Source organism: Streptomyces triticisoli, assembly GCF_003270085.1.
GTDB lineage: Bacteria > Actinomycetota > Actinomycetes > Streptomycetales > Streptomycetaceae > Streptomyces > Streptomyces triticisoli.
The window spans coordinates 13,489-35,647 of sequence record NZ_QFDQ01000037.1 but is presented as its reverse complement, the minus strand read 5'-3'; the positions used below and the strand labels follow the sequence as shown (position 1 = coordinate 35,647).

Below are 22,159 nucleotides of genomic sequence, written 5' to 3'. Positions count from 1 at the left end.
CGGGAACAGCCCGAGGGCCAGTAGAACCGGCATCGCGATCCCAATGAGGGGGCTCACCGGAGCGTACGGCGCGCCGGAGGGCCAAGGAGGGTGGTACCGCGGGAGCGCGCCGCACACGGCGTGAGGCAGCAAAGGCTCTCGTCCCTCCGACGGAAGGCAGCACATCCGTTGGAGGAAGCTCGTTGAGTACGCAGCCGCAGTACCGCCAGGTGCCCGCCCAGGTCGACCTGCCCGCGCTCGAGCACGCCGTGCTCGACTTCTGGCGCGAGCAGAAGATCTTCGCCAAGAGCCTGGAGCAGTCCGAGGGCCGCCCCGAGTGGGTGTTCTACGAGGGCCCGCCCACCGCCAACGGCATGCCGGGCGCCCACCACATCGAGGCGCGCGTCTTCAAGGACGTCTTCCCCCGCTTCCGCACCATGCGCGGTTACCACGTCGCCCGCAAGGCCGGCTGGGACTGCCACGGCCTCCCGGTGGAGCTGGCGGTCGAGAAGGAGCTCGGCTTCAACGGCAAGCAGGACATCGAGGCGTACGGCATCGCCGAGTTCAACGCCAAGTGCCGCGAGTCCGTGCTCCGCCACACCGACGCCTTCTCCGAGCTGACGACCCGCATGGGCTACTGGGTCGACCTCGACGAGGCGTACGTCACCATGGAGCCCGAGTACATCGAGTCCGTCTGGTGGTCCCTGAAGGAGATCTTCAACAAGGGCCTGCTGGTGCAGGACCACCGCGTCGCCCCCTGGTGCCCGCGCTGCGGCACGGGCCTGTCCGACCACGAGCTGGCCCAGGGCTACGAGACGGTCGTCGACCCGTCCGTCTACGTCCGTTTCCCGCTCACCTCCGGTCCGCTGGCCGGCCGGGCCGCGCTCCTGGTGTGGACGACCACGCCCTGGACGCTGGTGTCCAACACCGCGGTGGCCGCGCACCCCGAGGTGACCTACGTCGTCGCGACGAAGGGCCCGGACCACACAGAGAGGCTGGTCGTCGCCGAACCGCTCGTCGGCAAGGCGCTCGGCGAGGGCTGGGAGACCACGGGCGAGACCTTCACCGGCGCCGAGATGGAGCGCTGGACGTACCAACGCCCCTTCGAACTGGTCGAGTTCTCGGAGCCGGCCCACTACGTGGTCAACGCCGAGTACGTCACCACCGAGGACGGTACGGGCCTGGTCCACCAGTCCCCCGCCTTCGGTGAGGACGACCTCAGGGTCTGCCGCTCCTACGGGCTGCCGGTGGTCAACCCGGTCCGCCCGGACGGCACCTTCGAGGAGGACCTCCCCCTGATCGGCGGCGTCTTCTTCAAGAAGGCCGACGAAAAACTCACCCAGGACCTCGCCGACCGCGGCCTGCTCTTCCAGCACCTGCCGTACGAGCACAGCTACCCGCACTGCTGGCGCTGCCACACCGCGCTGCTGTACTACGCGCAGCCGTCCTGGTACATCCGCACCACCGCGATCAAGGACCGGCTGCTGGAGGAGAACGAGAAGACCAACTGGTTCCCTTCGAGCGTCAAGCACGGCCGGTACGGCGACTGGCTCAACAACAACATCGACTGGGCTCTGTCCCGCAACCGCTACTGGGGCACTCCGCTGCCGATCTGGCGCTGCGAGGACGGACACCTCACCTGCGTCGGCTCGCGCGCGGAGCTGACCGGACTGACCGGCACGGACCAGTCGGAGCTGGACCCGCACCGCCCGTTCATCGACGCGGTCACCTTCCCGTGCCCGCAGTGCGGCGAGACGGCCACGCGCGTGCCGGAGGTCATCGACGCCTGGTACGACTCGGGTTCGATGCCGTTCGCGCAGTGGGGCTACCCGTACAGGAACAAGGAGCTGTTCGAGGCCCGTTACCCGGCGCAGTTCATCTGCGAGGCCATCGACCAGACCCGCGGCTGGTTCTACACGCTGATGGCGGTCGGCACGCTGGTCTTCGACCGGTCCTCGTACGAGAACGTCGTGTGCCTGGGCCACATCCTCGCCGAGGACGGCCGGAAGATGTCCAAGCACCTGGGCAACATCCTCCAGCCGATCCCGCTCATGGACCAGCACGGCGCGGACGCGGTGCGCTGGTTCATGGCGGCCGGCGGCTCGCCGTGGGCGGCCCGCCGTGTGGGCCACGGCACCATCCAGGAGGTCGTCCGCAAGACGCTCCTGACGTACTGGAACACGGTCGCCTTCCAGGCGCTGTACGCCCGTACGTCCGCCTGGGCGCCCAGCGAGGCCGACCCGGCCCCGGCCGACCGGCCGCTGCTGGACCGCTGGCTGCTCAGTGAGCTGCACGCGCTGACCGACCAGGTCACGCAGGCGCTGGAGGGGTACGACACCCAGCGCGCGGGCAAGCTGCTGTCGGCGTTCGTCGACGACCTGTCGAACTGGTACGTCCGCCGTTCGCGCCGCCGCTTCTGGCAGGGCGAGAAGGCCGCGCTGCGCACGCTGCACGAGGTGCTGGAGACGGTGACGAAGCTGATGGCGCCGATCACCCCCTTCATCACCGAGCGGGTCTGGCAGGACCTGGTCGTGCCGGTGACCCCGGGCGCGCCGGAGTCGGTGCACCTGGCCGGCTGGCCGGAGGCGGACCTGTCGGCGATCGACCCGGAGCTGTCGCGGCAGATGGTGCTGGTCCGGCGGCTGGTGGAGCTGGGCCGTGCCACGCGCGCGGAGTCGGGCGTCAAGACGCGCCAGCCGCTCTCGCGCGCGCTGGTCGCGGCGGCGGGCTTCGAGTCCCTGGACCGGGAGCTGCACGCGCAGATCACGGAGGAGCTGAACGTCTCCTCCCTGGCGTCGCTCAGCGAGGTCGGCGGGTCCCTGGTGGACACCACCGCGAAGGCCAACTTCCGGGCGCTGGGCAAGCGGTTCGGCAAGCGGGTCCAGGAGGTGGCCAAGGCCATCGCGAACGCGGACGCGGCGGCGCTGTCGCTGGCCCTGCGGGAGGGTACGGCGTCGGTGGAGGTGGACGGCGAGACCATCACCCTCGCCCCGGACGAGGTGATCGTCACGGAGACTCCGCGCGAGGGCTGGTCGGTGGCGTCCGACGCGGGTGCGACGGTGGCTCTGGACCTGGAGATCACGGAGGAACTGCGGCGTGCGGGCCTGGCCCGGGACGCGATCCGCCTCATCCAGGAGGCCCGCAAGAACAGCGGCCTCGACGTGGCCGACCGCATCGCGCTGCGCTGGGCCGCGACGGACCCGGCGACGATCGCCGCGCTGACCGAACACGCCGGTCTCATCTCCGAGGAGGTCCTGGCGACGGACTTCGCCCAGGGCGAGGCGGACGACACGTACGGCGACGCCGTCGCCGACGAGGGTCTGTCGCTCACGTTCCGACTCCGCAAGGCGTAGCCCTCCAGGGGCCCCGCAGGGGGCCCCTGGAGGGGGCCCCGAGGGGCGCGGGGAACTGCACGGCCGGCCACCGGCCGCCCGCAGCCGGACACGGTCCCCGGTGGGGGTCCGGGGCGAGAGCCCCAGCACACGAGACACACAGGAACGGCCCCGGAGGGAAATCCTCCGGGGCCGTTCGCACAGGCTGCCGATGCCTACCTCGTCACACAGAACCCGTTACGGGCCGCTCAGTTGTCGTCCTCGTCGATCAGGAAACCCCGCATCGGCGAGGGCGCCTGCCCCATCGGCGACGGCCCCTGCGGACGCACCGGCGCCATCGGCTGGGTCATCGCCGGAGTCATCTGCTGCTGCCCGGCGTAGGACGGCCCGGACGGGCTCGGCCCGCCGCCCATCGGCTGGTTGCCGCCGTAGGACGGGGCGCTCGCGCCGGCCGGGGCCATGGAGGGCGTCGGGGACGGCGGCAGCGACGCGGCCGCCGGAGTCCGCGGCGGGGCCAGCGAGTCGTCGGACTGGGTCTCCAGCTGACGCAGCTGGGACTCCAGGTACGACTTCAGCCGCGTACGGTACTCGCGCTCGAAGCCCCGCAGGTCCTCGACCTTGCGCTCCAGCGTGGCGCGAGCGGACTCCAGGGAGCCCATCGCCACACGGTGCTTCTCCTGCGCGTCCCGCTCCAGCGCGTCGGCCTTGGCCCGGGCGTCACGCTCCAGCCCCTCAGCCCGCGAACGGGCCTCGCCCACGATCTTGTTGGCCTCGGAACGCGCCTCGGCGATCGCCTGGTCGGCGGTCTGCTGAGCCAGCGACAGAACGCGCGCGGCGCTGTCGCCACCGGGGCCCTGACCCATCGGGCCGGGACCGCCCATGGGACCGGGGCCGCCCATCGGACCGGGACCCATGCCCTGCATCGGACCGGGGCCACCCATCGGACCGGGACCCTGACCCTGCATCGGGCCCGGGCCACCCATCGGACCGGGACCCTGACCCATCGGGCCGGGACCCTGACCCATCGGGCCGGGGCCCTGGGGACCCTGACCGCCCGGGCCGGCGGGCAGCTGCGGGGCACCGCTCGGCAGCTGGGGCGGACCGCCCATGGGGCCGCCCATCTGCTGCTGCGGTGGGCCCGATATCCCGGCGGGCACCGGAGCGCCCGGCCCTCGCATGCCCTGCTGCTGCGGGTGCTGCGGATGCTGCTGGTCCTCCGGAGGCTTGCGCATGTTCTGCTGGTTCTGGGCAGCGGCACGCGTGGCCGCGGCCAGTTTGGCGCGCAGGTCCTCGTTCTCGCGGAGCAGGCGGGTCAGCTCGGCCTCGACCTCGTCGAGGAAGGCATCGACCTCGTCCTCGTCATAGCCTTCACGGAGGCGGACGGTCGTGAACTGCTTGTTCCGCACGTCCTCGGGGGTCAACGGCATCTCTTCACCTCAACGTAGTCATCGGCAGTCGGCAAGACCGTATCGTCCACAGTCACCTCGGCAGGCCCCCCACGACGGAGATGAGGATATAGACGATGATCATCAGAACGAAGAAGGACAGGTCTAGCGCCACGCCCCCGAGACGCAACGGCGGGATGAACCGCCGCAGAAGCTTCAGTGGTGGATCGGTGACAGTGTAGGTGGCCTCCAGAACGACCACCATCGCCTTGCCGGGTTGCCACGAGCGGGCGAACTGGAACACATAGTCCATGACCAGCCGGAAGATGAGCACGATGAGGAACACCATCAACGCGATGTGGATCACATCCAGAAACACACCCATGATCGGTGCTTCCCTCTCCCCTGTTTCCGTACCAGTTCTTGCCAGTGTTGCGGTAGTGCGTCTCAGCTCTGGTTGAAGAACCCGCCCTCTGCGATGCGGGCCTTGTCCTCCGCCGTGACATCGACGTTAGCAGGCGACAAGAGGAACACCTTCTGCGTCACCCGCTCGATACTGCCGTGAAGACCAAACACCAAACCAGCCGCAAAGTCGACAAGTCGCTTCGCGTCTGTGTCATCCATCTCAGTCAGATTCATGATCACCGGAGTGCCCTCACGGAAGTGTTCTCCGATGGTACGGGCCTCGTTGTACGTCCGGGGGTGAAGTGTGGTGATCCGGTACGGCTCACGTTCCGACACGACCTTGGGCATGATCACCGGTGCGTTCTTCTCCAGGCTCGCGCGTTCTTGTGTGATGGATGCCACGGGCGCGATGCGCGCCGGACGCCCGGATTCCGCCGGGAGCGAAGCGGAGGGGGACAGCGGTTCGCGCGGCGCCGGAGGCTGCACCACTCGCACCGGTTCATCCCTTTGAGGCTGGTGTGTTCCATGTGACTGGTGCGACGGCTCGTGCCGTCGGCGGTCCCGCTCGGGCTCCGGGTCCAGCTCGGGCTCGAAGTCGTCATCGGGGTCGAATCCCCGGCCGTCGTACCCATCGTCCTCCACGAGGCCGAGGTAGACCGCCATCTTGCGCATCGCGCCGGCCATGCTCTGAGTCCTCCGCTCTGTGGTGGATCCGCTGACGACCGCCAAGTGCCCGCGATCCACGAGGTCGTTGCGCCTTATTTCGGCGGTATTGACCATATTTTCTGCTGTGGTCCGACTTCTTGGCGACGTTACCCGAGCCTGGGGCGGACTCCGAGTACCGCGGTACCGACGCGTACATGTGTCGCCCCGGCCGCCACGGCCTGCTCGAGGTCCCCGCTCATCCCTGCCGAGACCATGGTGGCAGCCGGATGGGCACCGCGCAGGTCGGTCGACAAATCCATGAGCCGCTCGAACGCCGCCTGTTGACGGCCGGCGTACTCGCCGGTCAGCGGGGCGACGGTCATCAGCCCGTCGAGCCGCAGCCCCTCGGACCGGGCGACGAGGTCGGCCAACTCCTCGACTCCGCCCGGCGCCACGCCTCCCCGCTCCCCCCGTCCGCCCTCTCCCGCGTCCAGCGCGACCTGGATGAGGCAGCCCAGCTCGCGCCCCGCCCGTACGGCCTCCCTCGACAGCGCCGTGATCAGCCGGGAACGATCGACGGACTGCACGATATCGGCATAACCGACCACGGATCGCACCTTGTTGGTCTGAAGTTGACCAACAAAATGCCAAGTGAGCGGCAGATCCGCACACTCGGCGGCCTTGGGCGCCGCCTCCTGGTCCCGGTTCTCGGCCACATGACGCACACCGAGTTCCGACAGGATCCGCACGTCCGCGGCCGGGTAGGTCTTGGTGACCACGACGAGGGTCACCTCCTCGCGCGGCCGGCCCGCGGCAGCGCACGCCGCGGCGATGCGCCGCTCCACCTTCGCCAGATTCGCGGCGAGTTCGTCCCTACGGTCGTCCCTGTGGTCCGTCATGCGTCCGTCGTGCCCCATCAGTCCAGCCATACATAGCCCGCGAGCCGACCGGTGGTGCGGTCGCGGCGGTACGAGAAGTGGTCCCCCGATTCCCGGGTGCACACCGGCGACTGCTGCCGGTCGTGCACCCCGAGGCGTTCCAGTTGCGCGTGCACCCCGGCGCTCACGTCGACGGCCGGAGTGCCCCAACTCGTCTCGGCGTGCGCCGCCGGCTCGACGGCGGCCACCTCCGCGCGCATCGCCTCGGGCACCTCGTAGCAGCGACCGCACACGGAGGGTCCGGTGCGGGCGACGATCCGGGCCGGTTCGGCGCCGTGTCCGGCCATGGCGCGTACGGCGGCGGGGACCACCCCGGCCACCATGCCGGGCCGTCCGGCATGGACCGCGGCGACCACCCCGGCCACCGGGTCGGCCAGCAGCACCGGCACGCAGTCGGCGGTCAGCACGGCGAGGGCGAGACCCCGCTGCCCGGTCACGATCGCGTCGACGGACGGGATGCCGGCGGTGGCCGGCCACGGACCGTCCACCACCGCCACGTCCGCGCCGTGCACCTGGTTCATCCAGACCACCCGGGCCGGGTCGAGTCCGAGGGACCCCGCGGCCAGTTCCCGGTTGGTGCGTACGGCGTCGGGCTCGTCGCCCACCGCGCCGCCGAGGTTGAGCTCCTCGTACGGAACGGCGCTCACCCCGCCCCACCGGTCGGTGAAGGCGAAGTGCGCGCCGTTCACGGTGCCGTGCTGTCCTATCACTTGAGGAAGTCCGGTACGTCCAGTTCCTCGGCCGCGCTGTCCGTGTAGGTGGGCCGCGGCGACGGCGTGACCGGCGGGGCGGCGGGCGGCAGGTCGTGCACCGGCTCCGGGGCGACGGGCTCCGGGTTCTCCTTCGGCGTCACGCTGCCCAGCGAGCCGAAGGTCGGGCGGCTCTCCGGCTGCCGTACCGGGGCCGGCTCCTCGCGGCGGGCCGGGGCCGGGGAAGAGGAGGAGGCCGAGCCGAGGACGTTGTCCCGGCGGGCCGGCGGCTGGCCGCCGTCGAACCCGGCCGCGATCACGGTGACCCGGACCTCGTCGCCGAGGGCGTCGTCGATGACCGCGCCGAAGATGATGTTGGCCTCGGGGTGCGCGGCCTCGCTGACCAGCTGGGCGGCCTCGTTGATCTCGAACAGGCCGAGGTCGCTGCCGCCGGAGATGGACAGCAGCACGCCCCGGGCGCCGTCGATGGAGGCCTCCAGCAGCGGCGAGGAGATCGCCATCTCGGCGGCGGCCACCGCACGGTCGTCGCCGCGGGCGGAGCCGATGCCCATCAGGGCCGAACCGGCCTCGGACATGACCGACTTCACATCGGCGAAGTCCAGGTTGATCAGGCCGGGGGTGGTGATCAGGTCGGTGATGCCCTGCACACCGGACAGCAGCACCTGGTCCGCGGACTTGAACGCGTCGAGCACGCTGACCTGGCGGTCCGAGATGGACAGCAGCCGGTCGTTGGGGATGACGATGAGGGTGTCGACCTCTTCGCGGAGCTCCGCGATGCCGTCCTCGGCCTGGTTGGCGCGGCGCCGTCCCTCGAAGGTGAACGGGCGCGTGACCACGCCGATGGTGAGGGCACCGAGCGAGCGTGCGATGTTGGCCACGACGGGCGCGCCGCCGGTGCCGGTGCCGCCGCCTTCACCGGCCGTCACGAAGACCATGTCGGCCCCCTTGAGGACCTCCTCGATCTCCTCGCGGTGGTCCTCGGCGGCCTTGCGGCCGACGGCCGGGTTGGCTCCGGCGCCGAGTCCGCGGGTGAGTTCGCGGCCGACGTCGAGCTTGACGTCGGCGTCGCTCATCAACAGTGCCTGCGCGTCGGTGTTGATGGCGATGAACTCGACGCCCTTGAGACCGACCTCGATCATCCGGTTGATGGCATTGACACCACCGCCGCCGACACCGATGACCTTGATGACTGCGAGGTAGTTCTGCGGTGCTGCCACGTCGAAGGCCTCTCGCCTCGAGTTACGTGTCGCCGCCTCGCGGCCTTGCCGCGAACCGACGACTGATGCCGAATGGGACGGTCCGAACGCCGACCCGAACCCTAACCCTGAAGTTTAGGGTTACCAGTGTGTCTGTTCCCTGAAGTCTTCGGAACAGGACACTAAGTCGACAAGTGGCGCCCGTTCAACGAACACGCCGAACCTCCCGTTTTTCTTTTCACCCTATGTGATCAGGCACAGCGCTGCCCAACCAGGGTGCTGGCCTGCACGGATGCCCGTCAACTCCCTGTTGATGCCGGGGCGGTGGGAACCCTGACGTCGAAGTGGCGCGCTTCCGGCGCCGCTTTCATCAGCGCGGTGAGCGCGCGGACCTTCAGGCGGCCGTTCGCGCTGCTGCCCCAGGCGACGGTGCGCCCATCGCTCAACTCCAGCGAGATGTCGTCATAGGTGCGGACCTTGACGACCCGCGTCTCACGTGCGACCGCGGCGGGAATCTGCCCGGCGACCGTGACCGCCTCGCGCACGAGCCGGCTCTCGCCGAACCGCCGCAGGCTCGCCGCCGCCGAGCTCGACCGGGAAAGCGACAATTCCAGGACGGGTACGCCTTTCGGCGCCTGGGAAACCGTGGCGAACCGGACACCGTCACGGTCCACTTCGACGAACTTTCCGCCCTTTTCCTCCACCATGACCGGAGTGCGCTCGACCACTTTCAGCTCGATTCCGTCGGGCCATGAACGCTCGACGTCGACCGAGTCAATTCGAGGCAATTCACGGCGCAGCCGGGCCGCGACCCTGTCGGTGTCGACGGAAACCAACGGGCTTCCCAGCCGCACCTTCGCGACGGCGCGCACCTCCTCCGGCGTCAGGACCCGTGCCCCGGAGACGGACACGCGCTTCACGTGCGTCCGCTCGGAGCCGTACAGCATCCACAGCGAACCGGCGTTGAGGAGCAGCACGGTCAGCGAAAGAATGACGATCGTACGAGGGCGCATCCGCCCGAGCCGGCGGCTCGGAGGCGGGCCGGCCGACTCCTGTTGGCGTTCACCGCGTTCGGCGGCAGTCGGTCCGGCCACGCTCTCAAGCCCTTTCGTGCATACGGTCCTAACGGCGCGAGGCGATCGCCTCGTACACCATGCCGACGAGCAGCTCGTCGGCGTCCCGGCGGCCGAACTCACTGGCGGCGCGGGACATCTGGTACAGCCGGTGCGGATCGGCGAGCACGGGCAGGACGTTCTGCTGCACCCACTCCGGGGTGAGTTCCGCGTCGTCGACCAGCAGTCCGCCGCCGGCCTTGACCACCGGCTGGGCGTTCAGCCGCTGTTCGCCGTTGCCGATGGGCAGCGGGACGTAGACGGCCGGGAGCCCGACGGCGGAGAGTTCGGCGACGGTCATCGCGCCGGCGCGGCAGAGCATCACATCGGCCGCGGCGTACGCGAGGTCCATACGATCAAGGTAACTTACCGGGATGTAGGGGGGCATTCCCGGCATCTGCTGCACCTGCGGCAGTTCGTTCTTCGGTCCGACCGCGTGCAGGATCTGGATGCCCGCCTGCTGGAGCCGGGGCGCGACCTGCTGGACGACCTCGTTGAGCCGGCGGGCGCCCTGCGAGCCGCCGGAGACCAGCAGCGTGGGCAGGTTGGGGTCGAGCCCGAACGCCGCGCGGGCCTCGGGGCGCACGGCCGCCCGGTCCAGGGTGGCGATGGAACGGCGCAGCGGGATGCCGATGTAGCGGGCGTCCCGCAGCTTGCTGTCGGGGGTGGAGACGGCGACCTGGGCGGCGTAGCGCGAGCCGATCTTGTTGGCCAGGCCCGGGCGGGCGTTGGCCTCGTGGATGACGATGGGCACGCCGAGCCGCTTGGCGGCCAGGTAGGCGGGCAGGGCGACATAGCCGCCGAAGCCGACCACGGCGTCGGCCTTGGTGCGCTCCAGGACCTGCTCGGCCGCCTTGATCGTGCCGCGCAGCCGGCCCGGGACGGTGATCAGCTCGGGGGTGGGCTTGCGCGGCAGCGGCACCGCCGGGATCAGCGCGAGCTCGTAGCCCCGCTCGGGCACGAGCCGGGTCTCCAGGCCGCGCTCCGTGCCCAGGGCCGTGATCCCCACGGTCGGGTCCTGCCTGCGCAGGGCGTCCGCGAGGGCGAGCGCGGGCTCGATGTGGCCCGCGGTACCTCCGCCGGCGAGTACGACATGCACCGAAATTCACCGCTCTCCGGACGGACGCGCCGCCGAGGCACGCCGTCGCATCGTGTTCCATCTCCGAGGCTCGCGACCGGATGCGCGGTCGGGTTTCCGGCCGGACGCCAAGCCTCCTGCCCGCTTTCTACCAAAGCGAGGCTGCCGCATGGCAAGCGCCGCCCGCGCAGCGGGCTCGTCGCGTGCGAAGGCGATCAGCAGCCCGATGGCGAACATGGTCGGCAGCAGGGCGGAACCTCCGTAGGAGAACAGCGGGAGCGGGACGCCGGCGATCGGCAGCAGACCGAGCACCGCACCGATGTTGATCACTGCCTGAGCGGTGATCCAGGTGGTCACGCCTCCCGCGGCGTACCTCACGAAGGGGTCCTCCGTGCGTCCGGCCACGCGGATGCCCGCATAGCCTAGAGCCGCGAACAGGGCGAGCACGGACAGCGTGCCCGCCAGGCCCAGTTCCTCGCCGGTGACGGCGAAGATGAAGTCGGTGTGGGCCTCGGGGAGTTGGCCCCATTTCTCCACGCTGGCACCGAGCCCGGAACCGAACAGCCCGCCGGAGGCGAGGGCGTAGATGCCGTGCACCGCCTGCCAGCACTTGTCCACGTCGGTGGAGCCGACGCAGGCGAACCGGTCGAGCCGATTGGGGCTGGTCCGGATCAGGATGGCGCCGATCACGGCGGCGAACGACAGCACGCCCACGAACAGCCGGGTGGGCGCGCCCGCCAGCCACAGCAGGCCGAACAGGATCGCGGTGAGGATGATCGCCGTACCCATGTCACCGCCCAGCATGATCAGGCCGAGCAGCATGAAGGCGACCGGGACGAGCGGCACCAGCATGTGCTTCCACTGGCTCAGCAGCCGCTTGTCCTCCTTGCGCGCGATCAGGTCGGCGCCCCACAGCACCAGGGCCAGCTTGCCGATCTCGCTGGGCTGGATCTGGAAGGAGCCGCCCAGCGAGATCCAGTTCTGGTTGCCGTTGACCGCCATCCCTATCCCCGGCACCTGCACCAGTGCCATCAGGGACACCGCGCCGGCCAGGATCGGGTAGGCCAGCGCCCGGTGCAGCTTGACCGGCATCCGGGCGGCGGCCAGCAGCAGCCCGGTGCCGATCGCGGCGGCGAGCAGCTGCTTGCGGAAGAAGTACGAGCCCGGCAGCGCCATCTGCAGCGCGGTGATCTGGGAGGCCGAGTAGACCATCACCAGACCCAGCACGGTGATCAGCAGACTGCCGCCGAGAATCAGGTAGTAGGCGGTGAGTGGCCGGTCCCAGGCCCTGCGCGCGCGGACGATCAGGTTCCGCAGGGAGTTCTCGCGCGCCGGCCGTGCTGCGACGGGCCGCTCGACGGTCCGCTGCGCGGGCGGGCGGCCGGTACGGCTGCCGGGGCTACCGGGCATCTGAGCCTCCGCTGTACGTCGGCCGCGCAAGTCCGGCTCGGCTCACGGGTCCCACGCCTCCCTCCCGAGGTCGCCCGGCAGCGCAGGCGGCCGGGGTCAGGCGCCGAGTTCGGACACGGCCTCCGCGAACGCCTCGCCGCGCCTGTTGTAGTTGGCGAACATGTCCATGGAGGCGCAGGCCGGGGCCAGCAGTACCGTGTCGCCGGGCCGTGCGAGCCGCCGCGCCTCCTGGACGGCCTGGAGCATCGCCCCAGTGTCGGTCCGGTCGAGGTCGACGACGGGTACTTCCGGGGCGTGTCGCGCGAGGGCGTCGCGGATCAGGGCGCGGTCGGCACCGATGAGGACGGCGCCTCGCAGCCGCTTCGCCGCTCCCGTGACCAGCTCGTCGAAGGTCGCGCCCTTCGCCAGACCGCCCGCGATCCATACGATCGACTCATACGACGCCAACGAGGCTTCCGCCGCGTGGGTGTTGGTGGCCTTGGAGTCGTCGATGTAGGCCACGCCGTCCACGTCGGCCACGTGCGCGATGCGGTGGGCGTCGGGGGTGAAGGCCCGCAGGCCGTCCCGGACCGCCTTCGCCGGCACGCCGTAGGCGCGGGCGAGGGCCGCCGCGGCAAGGGCGTTGGCGATGTTGTGCGGGGCAACAAAATGGGGGCGCGAAGCGCCTTCCTTGGAAGGGTGGTGGTGGGCGACGGGTGGGCTGATGTCGGAGACCTCGGCCAGTTCCTGGGCGTTGTGCTGCCGGTTCTCGACGAAGGCGCGGTCGACCAGGATGCCGTCCACCACACCGAGTTGGGAGGGGCCGGGCGTGCCGAGGGTGAAGCCGATGGCCCGGCAGCCCTCCTCGACGTCCGCCTCGCGCACCAGGTCCTCGGTGGCCCTGTCGGCGGCGTTGTAGACGCAGGCGACGCGGTTGCCCTCGTAGATACGGCCCTTGTCGGCGGCGTAGGCCTCCATGGAGCCGTGCCAGTCGAGGTGGTCCGGGGCGAGGTTGAGGACGGCGGCGGAGTGGGCGCGCAGGGAGGGCACCCAGTGCAGCTGGTAGCTGGAGAGTTCGACGGCGAGTACATCGAGGTCGCCGCACCGCTCCTCGTCGAGGACCGCGTCGAGGAGCGAGACGCCGATGTTGCCGACGGCCGCCGTGCGCAGGCCCGCCGCCTTCAGGATGGAGGCGAGCATCTGCACGGTCGTGGTCTTGCCGTTGGTGCCGGTGACGGCGAGCCACGGCGGGGCGTCGGGGCCGCGCAGCCGCCAGGCGAGTTCGACGTCGCCCCAGACGGGGACGCCGGCCCGCTCGGCGGCGAGGAACAGCGGCTTGTCCGGCTTCCAGCCGGGCGCGGTGACGATCAGCTCGGTGCCGTCGGGCAGGGAGTCGCCGTCACCGAGGCGCACGGTGACGCCCAGCGCCTCCAGCTCGGCCGCCTGCGCCCGGGCCCGCTCGTCGTCGCCGTCGTTCACGACGGTGACCTTCGCGCCGAGGCCGTGCAGGACCTTGGCCGCCGGGACCCCGGAGACGCCCAGTCCGGCGACGGTGACGTTCTTCCCCTGCCAGTCGGTCACTTGTCCGCTGCCCATCCCGCGTAGAAGATACCGAGTCCGACAATGACACAGATGCCCTGAATGATCCAGAAACGGACCACGATGAGCACTTCGGACCAGCCCTTGAGTTCGAAGTGGTGCTGGAGTGGCGCCATTCTGAAGACGCGCTTGCCGGTGAGCCGGAAGGAGCCGACCTGGATGACCACCGACATGGTGATGAGGACGAACAGGCCGCCCAGCAGCGCGAGCAGCAGTTCGGTGCGCGAGCAGATCGCCAGGCCCGCGAGCACACCGCCGAGCGCGAGCGAGCCGGTGTCGCCCATGAAGACCTTGGCGGGCGAGGTGTTCCACCACAGGAAGCCGAGGCAGGCGCCCATCAGCGCGGAGGACACGACCGCGAGGTCGAGCGGATCGCGCACCTCGTAGCAGGCGCCAGGGTTGGTCAGAGTCTGCGCGTTGGCGCAGGACTCCTGGAACTGCCAGACGCCGATGAACGTGTAGGCGCCGAAGACGAGCACGGAGGCGCCGGTGGCCAGACCGTCCAGACCGTCGGTGAGGTTCACGCCGTTCGACATCGCGAGGATCATGAACAGCGCCCAGACCACGAACAGCACCGGGCCGATGGTCCAGCCGAAGTCGGTGATGAACGACAGCTTCGTGGAGGCGGGGGTGTTGCCGCGGTTGTCCGCGAACTGCAGCGCGAGCACCGCGAAGGCGATGCCGACGATCAGCTGGCCGGCCATCTTCGCCTTGGCGCGCAGACCCAGCGAACGGCGCTTGACGATCTTGATGTAGTCGTCGAGGAAGCCGACCAGGCCCATGCCGACCATCAGGCCCAGCACCAGCAGACCCGAGTAGGTCGGGGGGTAGCCGGTGATCACCTTGGACAGGAAGTAGGCGGCGACCGTCGCCAGGATGAAGGCGATGCCGCCCATGGTCGGCGTACCGCGCTTGCTGGCGTGCTCGCGCGGGCCGTCGTCGCGGATGTACTGGCCGTAGCCCTTGCGGGCCAGGAGCTTGATCAGCAGCGGGGTGCCGATCAGGGTCAGGAAGAGGCCAATGACACCCGCGAACAGGATCTGCTTCATCATCGGGCGGCAACCTCACCCTCGGTGCCGGTCTCGAGCAGCGCCTGGGCGACGCCCTCCAGACCGACCGAACGGGACGCCTTCACGAGCACGACGTCCCCCGGACGCAACTCGCTGCGCAACAGGTCGATCGCCGCCTGTGCGTCGGACACGTGCACCGACTCCTCACCCCACGAACCCTCGTTGTATGCGCCCAGTTGCAGCCAGGACGCTTCCCTGCCCCCGACCGCGACGAGCTTGCTGACGTTGAGCCGGACGGCGAGCCGTCCGACCGCGTCGTGCTCGGCGAGCGCCTCGTCCCCGAGCTCGGCCATCTTGCCGAGCACCGCCCAGGTCCGCCGTCCCCGGCCCATCGCCACGAGCGCGCGCAGGGCGGCCCGCATGGACTCCGGGTTGGCGTTGTAGGCGTCGTTGACGACGGTCACGCCGTCCGGGCGCTCGGTGACCTCCATCCGCCAGCGGGAGAGGGAGCCCGCCTCGGAGAGCGCGGTGGCGATCTCTTCCGCGGACATGCCCAACTCATGGGCGACGGCGGCCGCGGCGAGCGCGTTCGACACGTGGTGCTCACCGTACAGGCGCATGGTCACATCACATGCACCGGAGGGTGTGTGAAGCCTGAAGGCGGGCTGTCCGCTGTCCGTGAGTCTCACGTTCTCGGCGCGTACGTCCGCTTCGCCGGACTCTCCGAAAAGGATCACCTTCGCCTTCGTACGGGAGGCCATGGCCCGTACCAAGGGGTCGTCGGCGTTGAGGATCGCGGCGCCGCCCTCCTCGGCGGGGGGCAGGCTCTCCACCAGCTCGCCCTTCGCCCGGGCGATCTGCTCGCGGCCGCCGAACTCGCCGATGTGGGCGCTGCCGACGTTGAGCACGACTCCCACCTTCGGCGGGGTCAGCTCGGTGAGGTGGCGGATGTGGCCGATGCCGCGGGCGCCCATCTCCAGCACGAGGAACCTCGTCTCCTCGGTGGCGCTCAGCGCGGTCAGCGGCAGCCCGATCTCGTTGTTGAGCGAGCCGGGCGTGAACACGGTCGGCGCCTTGCGCCGGAGCACCTGGGCGATGAGGTCCTTGGTGCTGGTCTTGCCGGCGGAACCGGTCAGCGCCACGAGGGTCGCGCCGAGCCGACGCACCACATGGCGGGCGAGGGCGCCGAGGGCGGTCTGCACGTCCTCGACCACGATCGCGGGCACGCCGACGGGCCGGGAGGCCAGTACGGCGGCCGCGCCCGCCTCGACGACGGCGGCGGCGAAGTCGTGGCCGTCCACGCGCTCGCCGACGAAGGCGACGAAGAGGCTGCCGGGCACCGCCTCGCGGGAGTCCCGGACGACGGGTCCGGTGACTTCCACGGATGGATCCGGTATGTCGTGCGTCTGCCCGCCGACGACTTCTGCGATCTCGGCGAGGGAGAGGGCGATCACAAGTTCATCCCCTGGTCTTCTGGATGTTCATCCCTGGGTGTTCTGGATGGCTTCGCGAAGCACCTGGCGGTCGTCGAAGGGACGGACCACTCCGGCGATGTCCTGGCCCTGCTCGTGGCCCTTGCCCGCGACCAGCACGGTGTCGCCGGACCGGGCCCGGCCGACGGCGGCGGCGATGGCGGCGGCCCGGTCCTCGAACAGGAGCACCTCGCCGCGCTCGTGCGCGGGTACCGAGGCGGCGCCCTCGAGCATGGTGGCGAGGATGGCGAGGGGGTCCTCGGAGCGGGGGTTGTCGGAGGTCAGTACGGCGGTGTCGGCGAGCCGGGCCGCGGCGGCGCCCATCGGCGCGCGCTTGGTCCGGTCGCGGTCCCCGCCGCAGCCGAGCACGAGGTGCACCCGGCCTTTGGTGACCTTGCGCAGGGCCCTGAGGACCGACTCGACGGCGTCCGTCTTGTGCGCGTAGTCGACGACCGCGAGGTACGGCTGCCCGGCGTCCACGCGCTCCAGGCGGCCCGGCACGCCCGGTACGGCGGCGACGCCGTCGGCGGCGGCCTGCGCGTCCAGGCCCGCGGCGGCCAGGGCGACGACGGCGGCGAGGGTGTTGGCCACGTTGAAGGGGCCCGGCAGCGGCGAGCGGGCGGCGATCCGCCGGCCCTCGGGGCCGATCACGGTGAACGTGGAGTCGACCGGGCCGACCTGGACGTCCTCGGCGCGCCAGTCGGCGTCCGGGTGGCCCTCGGCCGAGAAGGTGACGACCGGGACGCCGGCCTCCTTGGCGAGCCGGCGCCCGTACTCGTCGTCGTGATTGATCACGCCGAGCCGGCTGCGCTCGGGGGTGAACAGCTGTGCCTTGGCCCGGAAGTAGTCCTCCATGTCGGAGTGGAACTCCATGTGCTCCGGGCTGAGGTTGGTGAAGACGGCGACGTCGAAGACGCAGCCGTCGACCCGGCCGAGCACCAGGGCGTGGCTGGAGACCTCCATGGCGACCGCCTCGACACCGCGCTCGCGCATGACCGCGAACAGGGCCTGGAGGTCGGTGGCTTCGGGGGTGGTGCGCTCGGACTTGACGCGTTCCTCGCCGATGCGCATCTCGACCGTGCCGATCAGTCCGGTGGACTTCACGGTCTTCAGGCCGCCCTCGACGAGGTAGGCGGTGGTGGTCTTGCCGGAGGTGCCGGTGATGCCGATCTGGAGCAGGTCGCGGCCCGGCCGGCCGTAGATCGTGGCCGCCAGCTCGCCCATCCGCCCGCGCGGGTCGTCCACGGCCAGGACCGGCAGGCCGGTGGCGGCGGCGCGCTCGGCGCCGGACGGGTCGGTGAGCACGGCGGACGCGCCCAGGCTCGCCGCCTGGGTGACGAAGTCGGCGCCGTGCGCGCGGGCGCCGGGCAGGGCGGCGTACAGGTCGCCGGGGCGCACTGCGCGCGAGTCATGGGTGATGCCCGTGATCTCGGCCGGGCCGTCCGGGGCGGTGACCCCCAGCTGACCGGCGAGCTCCGCGAGGGGGGTGGCGGAGACCCGGGCCGGTCTCGGCGGTCCCGGATACGTCACGGAAGCGCCCTTCTCGGTGGTCTGGGACTGATCAGCGTGTGGCACGGCCGTGAGCGTACCCGGCGTACCTGCCTCGGAGCGAAGTGAGGGCCGGGACGGGGGGCTGTCGCCGGGGCCTGGGGTGATCGTTGTCACGGGCTGGTTCCTGGTTGTTCCGTTCGGGTGATGATTCGGGTGATGAAGGGCGTGAAGAGCGCGCGTGGAGGGTGTGCGGGAGCGGTGGGGGCCGGTCACGGCTTGAATTCGACGGGCAGGTTCGCGGGCTTGGCCCCGGTCGGCGGCACCTGGAGCGTCTTCAGCGCGAACGCCATGACCTGCTGGTAGATCGGGCCGCAGATCTGGCCGCCGAAGTAGCTGCCCTTGGTGGCGTTCTGGATCGCGCAATAGACGGTGACACGGGGGTTGTCGGCGGGGGCGAAGCCGGCGAAGGAGGACGTGTAGCCGCGGTATCTGCCGGTGTCCGGATCCACGCGGTTGGCCGTACCGGTCTTGCCCGCGACGCGGTAGCCGGGGATGCGCGCCTTGACGCCGGTGCCCTGCTCGTCGTCCACCACGGACTCCAGCATCTGCGCGAGTTCCCTGGCCGTCCTCTCGCTCACGACCCGCGTCTTCGCGGGCTCGGGGGCCGGTGTGAAGCGACCGTCGGCGTCCTTGGTGCCGCGCACCAGGGTCGGCTGGACGCGGACCCCGCCGTTGGCGATGGTCGAGTAGACGGACGCGGCCTGCAGAGCGTTGATGGAGACGCCCTGGCCGAAAGGGATCGTGTACTGCTGCGAGGTGGACCACTTGTCGGCCGGGGCGAGGATGCCCCTGGTCTCGCCGGGGAAGCCGAGCCCGGTCGGTTCGCCGATGCCGAACTTGCGCAGGTAGGAGTGGAGGACCTTGTTGGCCTCCGGCTGGGTCTTCCCGAGCTGGCCGGTGGCCAGGATGGTGCCGATGTTGCTGGACTTGGCGAGCACGCCGTTCAGCGTGAGGTACCAGGTCTCGTGGTCGATGTCGTCCTGGAAGAGCCGGTCGCCGCGGTGCAGCCGGTTGGGTACGACGACGTGGGTGAGCGGTGTGGCCGCCTTCTCCTCCAGTACGGCGGCCACGGACATGACCTTGGCGGTGGAGCCGGGCTCGAAGGCGTCCTGGACGGCGGCGTTGCCGAGGGCGGCGGGGTCGGCGTGGGACAGGTCGCCCGGGTCGAAGCCGGGCGAGTTGGCCATCGCGAGGATCTCGCCGGTGCGGGTGTCCTGCACGATGACGTAGCCGCGGTCCGCCCCGGACTTCTCCACCTGCTCGGTGATGGCGTTCTGGGCGGCCCACTGGATGTCGCGGTCGATGGTGAGTTCCACGTCGGAGCCGGGCACCGCGGGCGTCTCGGTGGAGCCGGCGGTGGGCACCTCGCGGCCGCCGGACTGGGCGTAGCGGGTCTTGCCCGGTTTGCCGGCCAGCTGCTCGTTCAGCTGCTGCTCGAGGCCGCCGCCGCCCTTGCCCTCGGCGTTGACCCAGCCCAGTATCCCGGCGGCGAGGTCGCCGTTGGGGTACACGCGCTTGCTGCTGGGGTCGGAGAAGACACCGGCCAGGACATTGACGGTGGTCTTGGTCCGGTCCGCCTGCGCCTTCTTCGCGAGCGCGGTCTTCAGGTCCTTGATCTGCTTCCAGACCTGGGGGGTCTGGCGGCGGGCGAGCAGCACGTACCGGGTGTTCGGGGTACGGAGCTTCCTGGCGATCGCGGCCTGGTCCTGGCCGAGGATCGGGGCGAGGAGGGCGGCCGCCTGCTCGGGCCCGTCGCCGATCTCCAGCTGGTCGCGGGTGAACATCGTGGGGTCGGCGGTGATGTCGTCGGCGTCCACGCTGGTCGCCAGTGCGACGCCGTTGCGGTCGGTGATGCCGCCCCGCTCGGCGGCCAGCGTGTGCACGACGTACCGGTTCTCGTCGGCCTTGGCGGCGTACGCGCTCGCGTCGACGGCCTGCACCTGCAGCAGCCGCACGGCGAAGACGAGCAGCACCAGGGTCAGCGCGAACCCGACCAGTCGCAGCCGCGGCCGAGGACTGCCCAGCCGGATCCGCCCGTCCGCCGGCCGCCGAACCGCCCCACCGCCCCCGGCCCGCTGCCGACCACCCGCCCGGGCGGCCTTGGCAGGCCCGGGCACACGACGACGCGGGGTCTTCCTGTCGGACACTTCCGTCACCTGCCGGGAGTCGGGGACGTGGAGGGCTGGGAGGCGGCCGAGTCAGCGCCCGCGACCAGGCGGCGAACCGGACGGACACCGAGGCAGACGGCCCCGGCGGGACCGGCCGCACGGCAGCACGGCGCCCGCCCGCCGGACACCTCCGCCACCCGCCCCAGGCCCGAGGGCGTCACCCGCCGGAGCACGACCGGGCCGGCACCGGGGATGGGGCAGGCGGCCCCGGCGGGACCACGCACACGACACCGCGGAGTCTTCCTGTCGGACACTTCCGTCACCTGCCGGAGGTCGGGGACGTGGAGGGGTGGAGCGTGGTCGCGGTGGTGGGTGGTGTGGTGTCCGTGGGGGTGCCGGGCGTGGGGTACGGCGTGGTGGTGAGGGGCTCGGGTGGGAGCAGCGCTGCCGGTACGTCGGTGTAGGGGGACTGTTCGGGGGCGGGTGAGGGGGCGCCCTTCACCGTGCCGTCGGGGGCCAGGAAGGCGGGGTCGCCGCCGGGGACCATGCCGAGTTCCCGGGCGCGGCGCTGGAGGGCGTCCGGGGCGGAGTAGGCGTCGATGTCCCGCTGCAGGGCCTGTTCCTCGTCGGTGAGGTTCTTGGTGTCCTTCCGCAGGCCCTCCCGCTGGAACGCGCCTTCGCTGAGCGCGGAGTTCAGCATCAGCAGCCCGATGAGGCCCCCACCGAGCAGGAGCACGACGAGGAGGACGAAGGGCGTGCGGGCGGCCTGGCTGCGGTTCGCCGGGAAGAGCCGGGCGAGCCGGGCGGCACGCCCCCTCAGTTCGGGTTTCCTGCTCAACTGTCCCCCTGCCTCACTCGACGTCCTCCCTGATGCGCTCGGCGCCGCGCAGCCGGGCCGGTGCCGCCCGCCGGTTCTCGGCGATCTCCTCCTCGGTGGGAAGTTCGGCACCGCGCGTGAGCAGCTTGAGCCGGGGCTGGTAACGCTCGGGTACGACCGGGAGCCCGGGGGGCGCACTCGACGCGGCGCCGGCCGCCAACACCTGCTTGACCAGACGGTCTTCGAGCGAGTGGTACGACAGTACGGCGATCCGACCGCCGACCGCGAGCGTCTTCACCGCGGCCGGGATCGCCCGTTCCAGGACGGCGAGTTCGCCGTTGACCTCGATGCGCAGCGCCTGGAACGTGCGCTTGGCCGGGTTGCCACCGGTGCGCTTGACGGCCTGTGGCAACGCGTCACGGATGAGCTCCACCAACCGGGCACTGTTGGTGAACGGCGCCTTCTCACGCTCGCGCACGATCGCGGCCACGATCCGCTTGGCCTGCTTCTCCTCGCCGTACACCCGCAGGATGCGGACCAGTTCACCGGCCGGGTAGGTGTTGAGGACCTCGGCGGCGCTGATGCCGGTGCTCTGGTCCATGCGCATGTCCAGGGGGGCGTCCTGGGCGTAGGCGAAGCCGCGTTCGGCCTCGTCGAGCTGCATGGAGGAGACGCCGAGGTCGAACAGGACGCCCCGCACGCGCGCGATGCCCAGCCGGTCGAGCACGCCGGGCAGCTCGTCGTAGACGGCGTGCACCAGGGTGGCCCGCTCGCCGAAGGGGGCCAGCCGCTCACCGGACAGCCGCAGCGCCTCCTTGTCCCGGTCCAGGGCCACGAGCCGTGCCTCGGGGAAGCGGGTGAGCAACGCCTCGCTGTGCCCGCCGAGGCCGAGGGTGCAGTCGACGACCACCGCTCCCGGCCCCTGAAGTGCGGGCGCCAGCAGGTCCAGGCACCGCTGGAGCATCACGGGAACATGTCGGCTGTTGCCCTCCCGTCGCCCGCCGCCACTCTTCTGCGGAGGCGCTTCGCGCCCATTCATCTTTCGGGGCCCTCTCAGGTCCGGCGCGTCCCGCACGCACCGCCGGGTCCCCCGCCGCTCAGGTACGAGAAGCCTGCCGGCGCCGGAAGCGTCGGCCGGCCGGAAGCGGGAGGAGGCCGAGCCGTACGTACGCGCCGCGCACGTGTCGGGCCGCCGGTGCTCAGGCCGGGGCCTTGGGAAATGCAGTTCAGCAGGGAGGGCCACGCCTCCCGCTTCGCGCCACTTTAGTCCACCCCGTCTCGCGGTCAATCAACCGGCCTGCGCGTCGCCCGACAGAGTGCCGGTGACACTGGAATTCGAAAAGATTCACCCGTACGGACAGGATTTGCCGTCTGTGTGGGGTCGCTCACAACAAGCCGCGATGGGGTTCTTTGTCCGCTCTCATAACAGGACC

At 70.8% G+C, this 22,159-nt stretch carries 17 protein-coding genes; 1 reads left to right on the top strand and 16 read right to left on the bottom strand.

Annotated features, from left to right (window positions below; all coding sequences use genetic code 11):
* Window positions 1-182: 182 nt before the first annotated feature.
* On the top strand, window positions 183-3,332 hold the full coding sequence (ileS, locus tag DEP02_RS07530; protein ID WP_112466562.1) for an isoleucine--tRNA ligase: 3,150 nt from the start codon (window positions 183-185) through the stop codon (window positions 3,330-3,332).
* 227 nt (window positions 3,333-3,559) lie between these two features.
* Here ileS and DEP02_RS07525 read toward each other — a convergent pair whose 3' ends face one another.
* The 16 genes from DEP02_RS07525 to rsmH all read right to left on the bottom strand — a co-directional run bounded on the left by DEP02_RS07525 (window position 3,560) and on the right by rsmH (window position 21,765).
* A complete protein-coding gene (locus DEP02_RS07525) occupies window positions 3,560-4,738 on the bottom strand; it encodes a DivIVA domain-containing protein (protein WP_112466561.1) in 1,179 nt (392 codons plus the stop codon).
* Window positions 4,739-4,790: 52 nt separating this feature from the next.
* Window positions 4,791-5,081 carry a YggT family protein gene (locus tag DEP02_RS07520; protein ID WP_112466560.1) on the bottom strand — a complete coding sequence of 97 codons (291 nt, stop codon included), beginning with the start codon at window positions 5,079-5,081 and terminating at the stop codon, window positions 4,791-4,793.
* Between the two features lie 62 nt (window positions 5,082-5,143).
* Window positions 5,144-5,785 (bottom strand): cell division protein SepF, encoded by a 642-nt coding sequence (locus DEP02_RS07515; RefSeq protein WP_112466574.1) that lies wholly within the window; start codon window positions 5,783-5,785, stop codon window positions 5,144-5,146.
* Window positions 5,786-5,913: 128 nt separating this feature from the next.
* A complete protein-coding gene (locus DEP02_RS07510; protein WP_112466575.1) occupies window positions 5,914-6,645 on the bottom strand; it encodes a YggS family pyridoxal phosphate-dependent enzyme in 732 nt (243 codons plus the stop codon).
* A 17-nt stretch (window positions 6,646-6,662) separates the two neighbouring features.
* Window positions 6,663-7,394: a peptidoglycan editing factor PgeF gene (pgeF, locus tag DEP02_RS07505; protein WP_112466559.1), complete on the bottom strand. Its 732-nt coding sequence runs from the start codon at window positions 7,392-7,394 to the stop codon at window positions 6,663-6,665.
* A complete protein-coding gene (gene ftsZ / locus DEP02_RS07500; RefSeq protein WP_112466558.1) occupies window positions 7,391-8,611 on the bottom strand; it encodes a cell division protein FtsZ in 1,221 nt (406 codons plus the stop codon). The genes pgeF and ftsZ overlap by 4 nt, the downstream gene beginning before the upstream one ends.
* A 278-nt stretch (window positions 8,612-8,889) precedes the next feature.
* The gene (locus tag DEP02_RS07495) at window positions 8,890-9,684 is read right to left on the bottom strand and encodes a cell division protein FtsQ/DivIB (RefSeq protein ID WP_112466557.1); all 795 of its coding nucleotides are present in this window, start codon (window positions 9,682-9,684) and stop codon (window positions 8,890-8,892) included.
* Between the two features lie 28 nt (window positions 9,685-9,712).
* Window positions 9,713-10,801, bottom strand: a complete 1,089-nt coding sequence (gene murG, locus DEP02_RS07490; protein WP_112466556.1) for an undecaprenyldiphospho-muramoylpentapeptide beta-N-acetylglucosaminyltransferase — start codon at window positions 10,799-10,801, stop codon at window positions 9,713-9,715.
* Window positions 10,802-10,807: 6 nt separating this feature from the next.
* Window positions 10,808-12,190, bottom strand: coding sequence for a putative lipid II flippase FtsW (gene ftsW / locus DEP02_RS07485; protein WP_112466555.1), 1,383 nt, complete (start codon window positions 12,188-12,190; stop codon window positions 10,808-10,810).
* Between the two features lie 96 nt (window positions 12,191-12,286).
* The gene (murD, locus tag DEP02_RS07480; protein ID WP_112466554.1) at window positions 12,287-13,765 is read right to left on the bottom strand and encodes a UDP-N-acetylmuramoyl-L-alanine--D-glutamate ligase; all 1,479 of its coding nucleotides are present in this window, start codon (window positions 13,763-13,765) and stop codon (window positions 12,287-12,289) included.
* Window positions 13,747-14,817: a phospho-N-acetylmuramoyl-pentapeptide-transferase gene (gene mraY, locus DEP02_RS07475; RefSeq protein ID WP_112466573.1), complete on the bottom strand. Its 1,071-nt coding sequence runs from the start codon at window positions 14,815-14,817 to the stop codon at window positions 13,747-13,749. The genes murD and mraY overlap by 19 nt, the downstream gene beginning before the upstream one ends.
* Window positions 14,817-16,232: a UDP-N-acetylmuramoyl-tripeptide--D-alanyl-D-alanine ligase gene (locus DEP02_RS07470; RefSeq protein WP_112466553.1), complete on the bottom strand. Its 1,416-nt coding sequence runs from the start codon at window positions 16,230-16,232 to the stop codon at window positions 14,817-14,819. The genes mraY and DEP02_RS07470 overlap by 1 nt, the downstream gene beginning before the upstream one ends.
* A gap of 27 nt (window positions 16,233-16,259) precedes the next feature.
* Entirely contained in the window at window positions 16,260-17,915 is a 1,656-nt protein-coding gene (locus DEP02_RS07465) for a UDP-N-acetylmuramoyl-L-alanyl-D-glutamate--2,6-diaminopimelate ligase (RefSeq protein ID WP_198668333.1), read from the bottom strand.
* A 95-nt stretch (window positions 17,916-18,010) separates the two neighbouring features.
* Window positions 18,011-19,948, bottom strand: a complete 1,938-nt coding sequence (locus tag DEP02_RS07460) for a peptidoglycan D,D-transpeptidase FtsI family protein (protein WP_269809351.1) — start codon at window positions 19,946-19,948, stop codon at window positions 18,011-18,013.
* A 280-nt stretch (window positions 19,949-20,228) separates the two neighbouring features.
* Window positions 20,229-20,747 (bottom strand): cell division protein FtsL, encoded by a 519-nt coding sequence (ftsL, locus tag DEP02_RS07455; protein WP_112466551.1) that lies wholly within the window; start codon window positions 20,745-20,747, stop codon window positions 20,229-20,231.
* A gap of 13 nt (window positions 20,748-20,760) precedes the next feature.
* Window positions 20,761-21,765 (bottom strand): 16S rRNA (cytosine(1402)-N(4))-methyltransferase RsmH, encoded by a 1,005-nt coding sequence (rsmH, locus tag DEP02_RS07450; RefSeq protein WP_112466550.1) that lies wholly within the window; start codon window positions 21,763-21,765, stop codon window positions 20,761-20,763.
* Window positions 21,766-22,159: the final 394 nt, after the last annotated feature.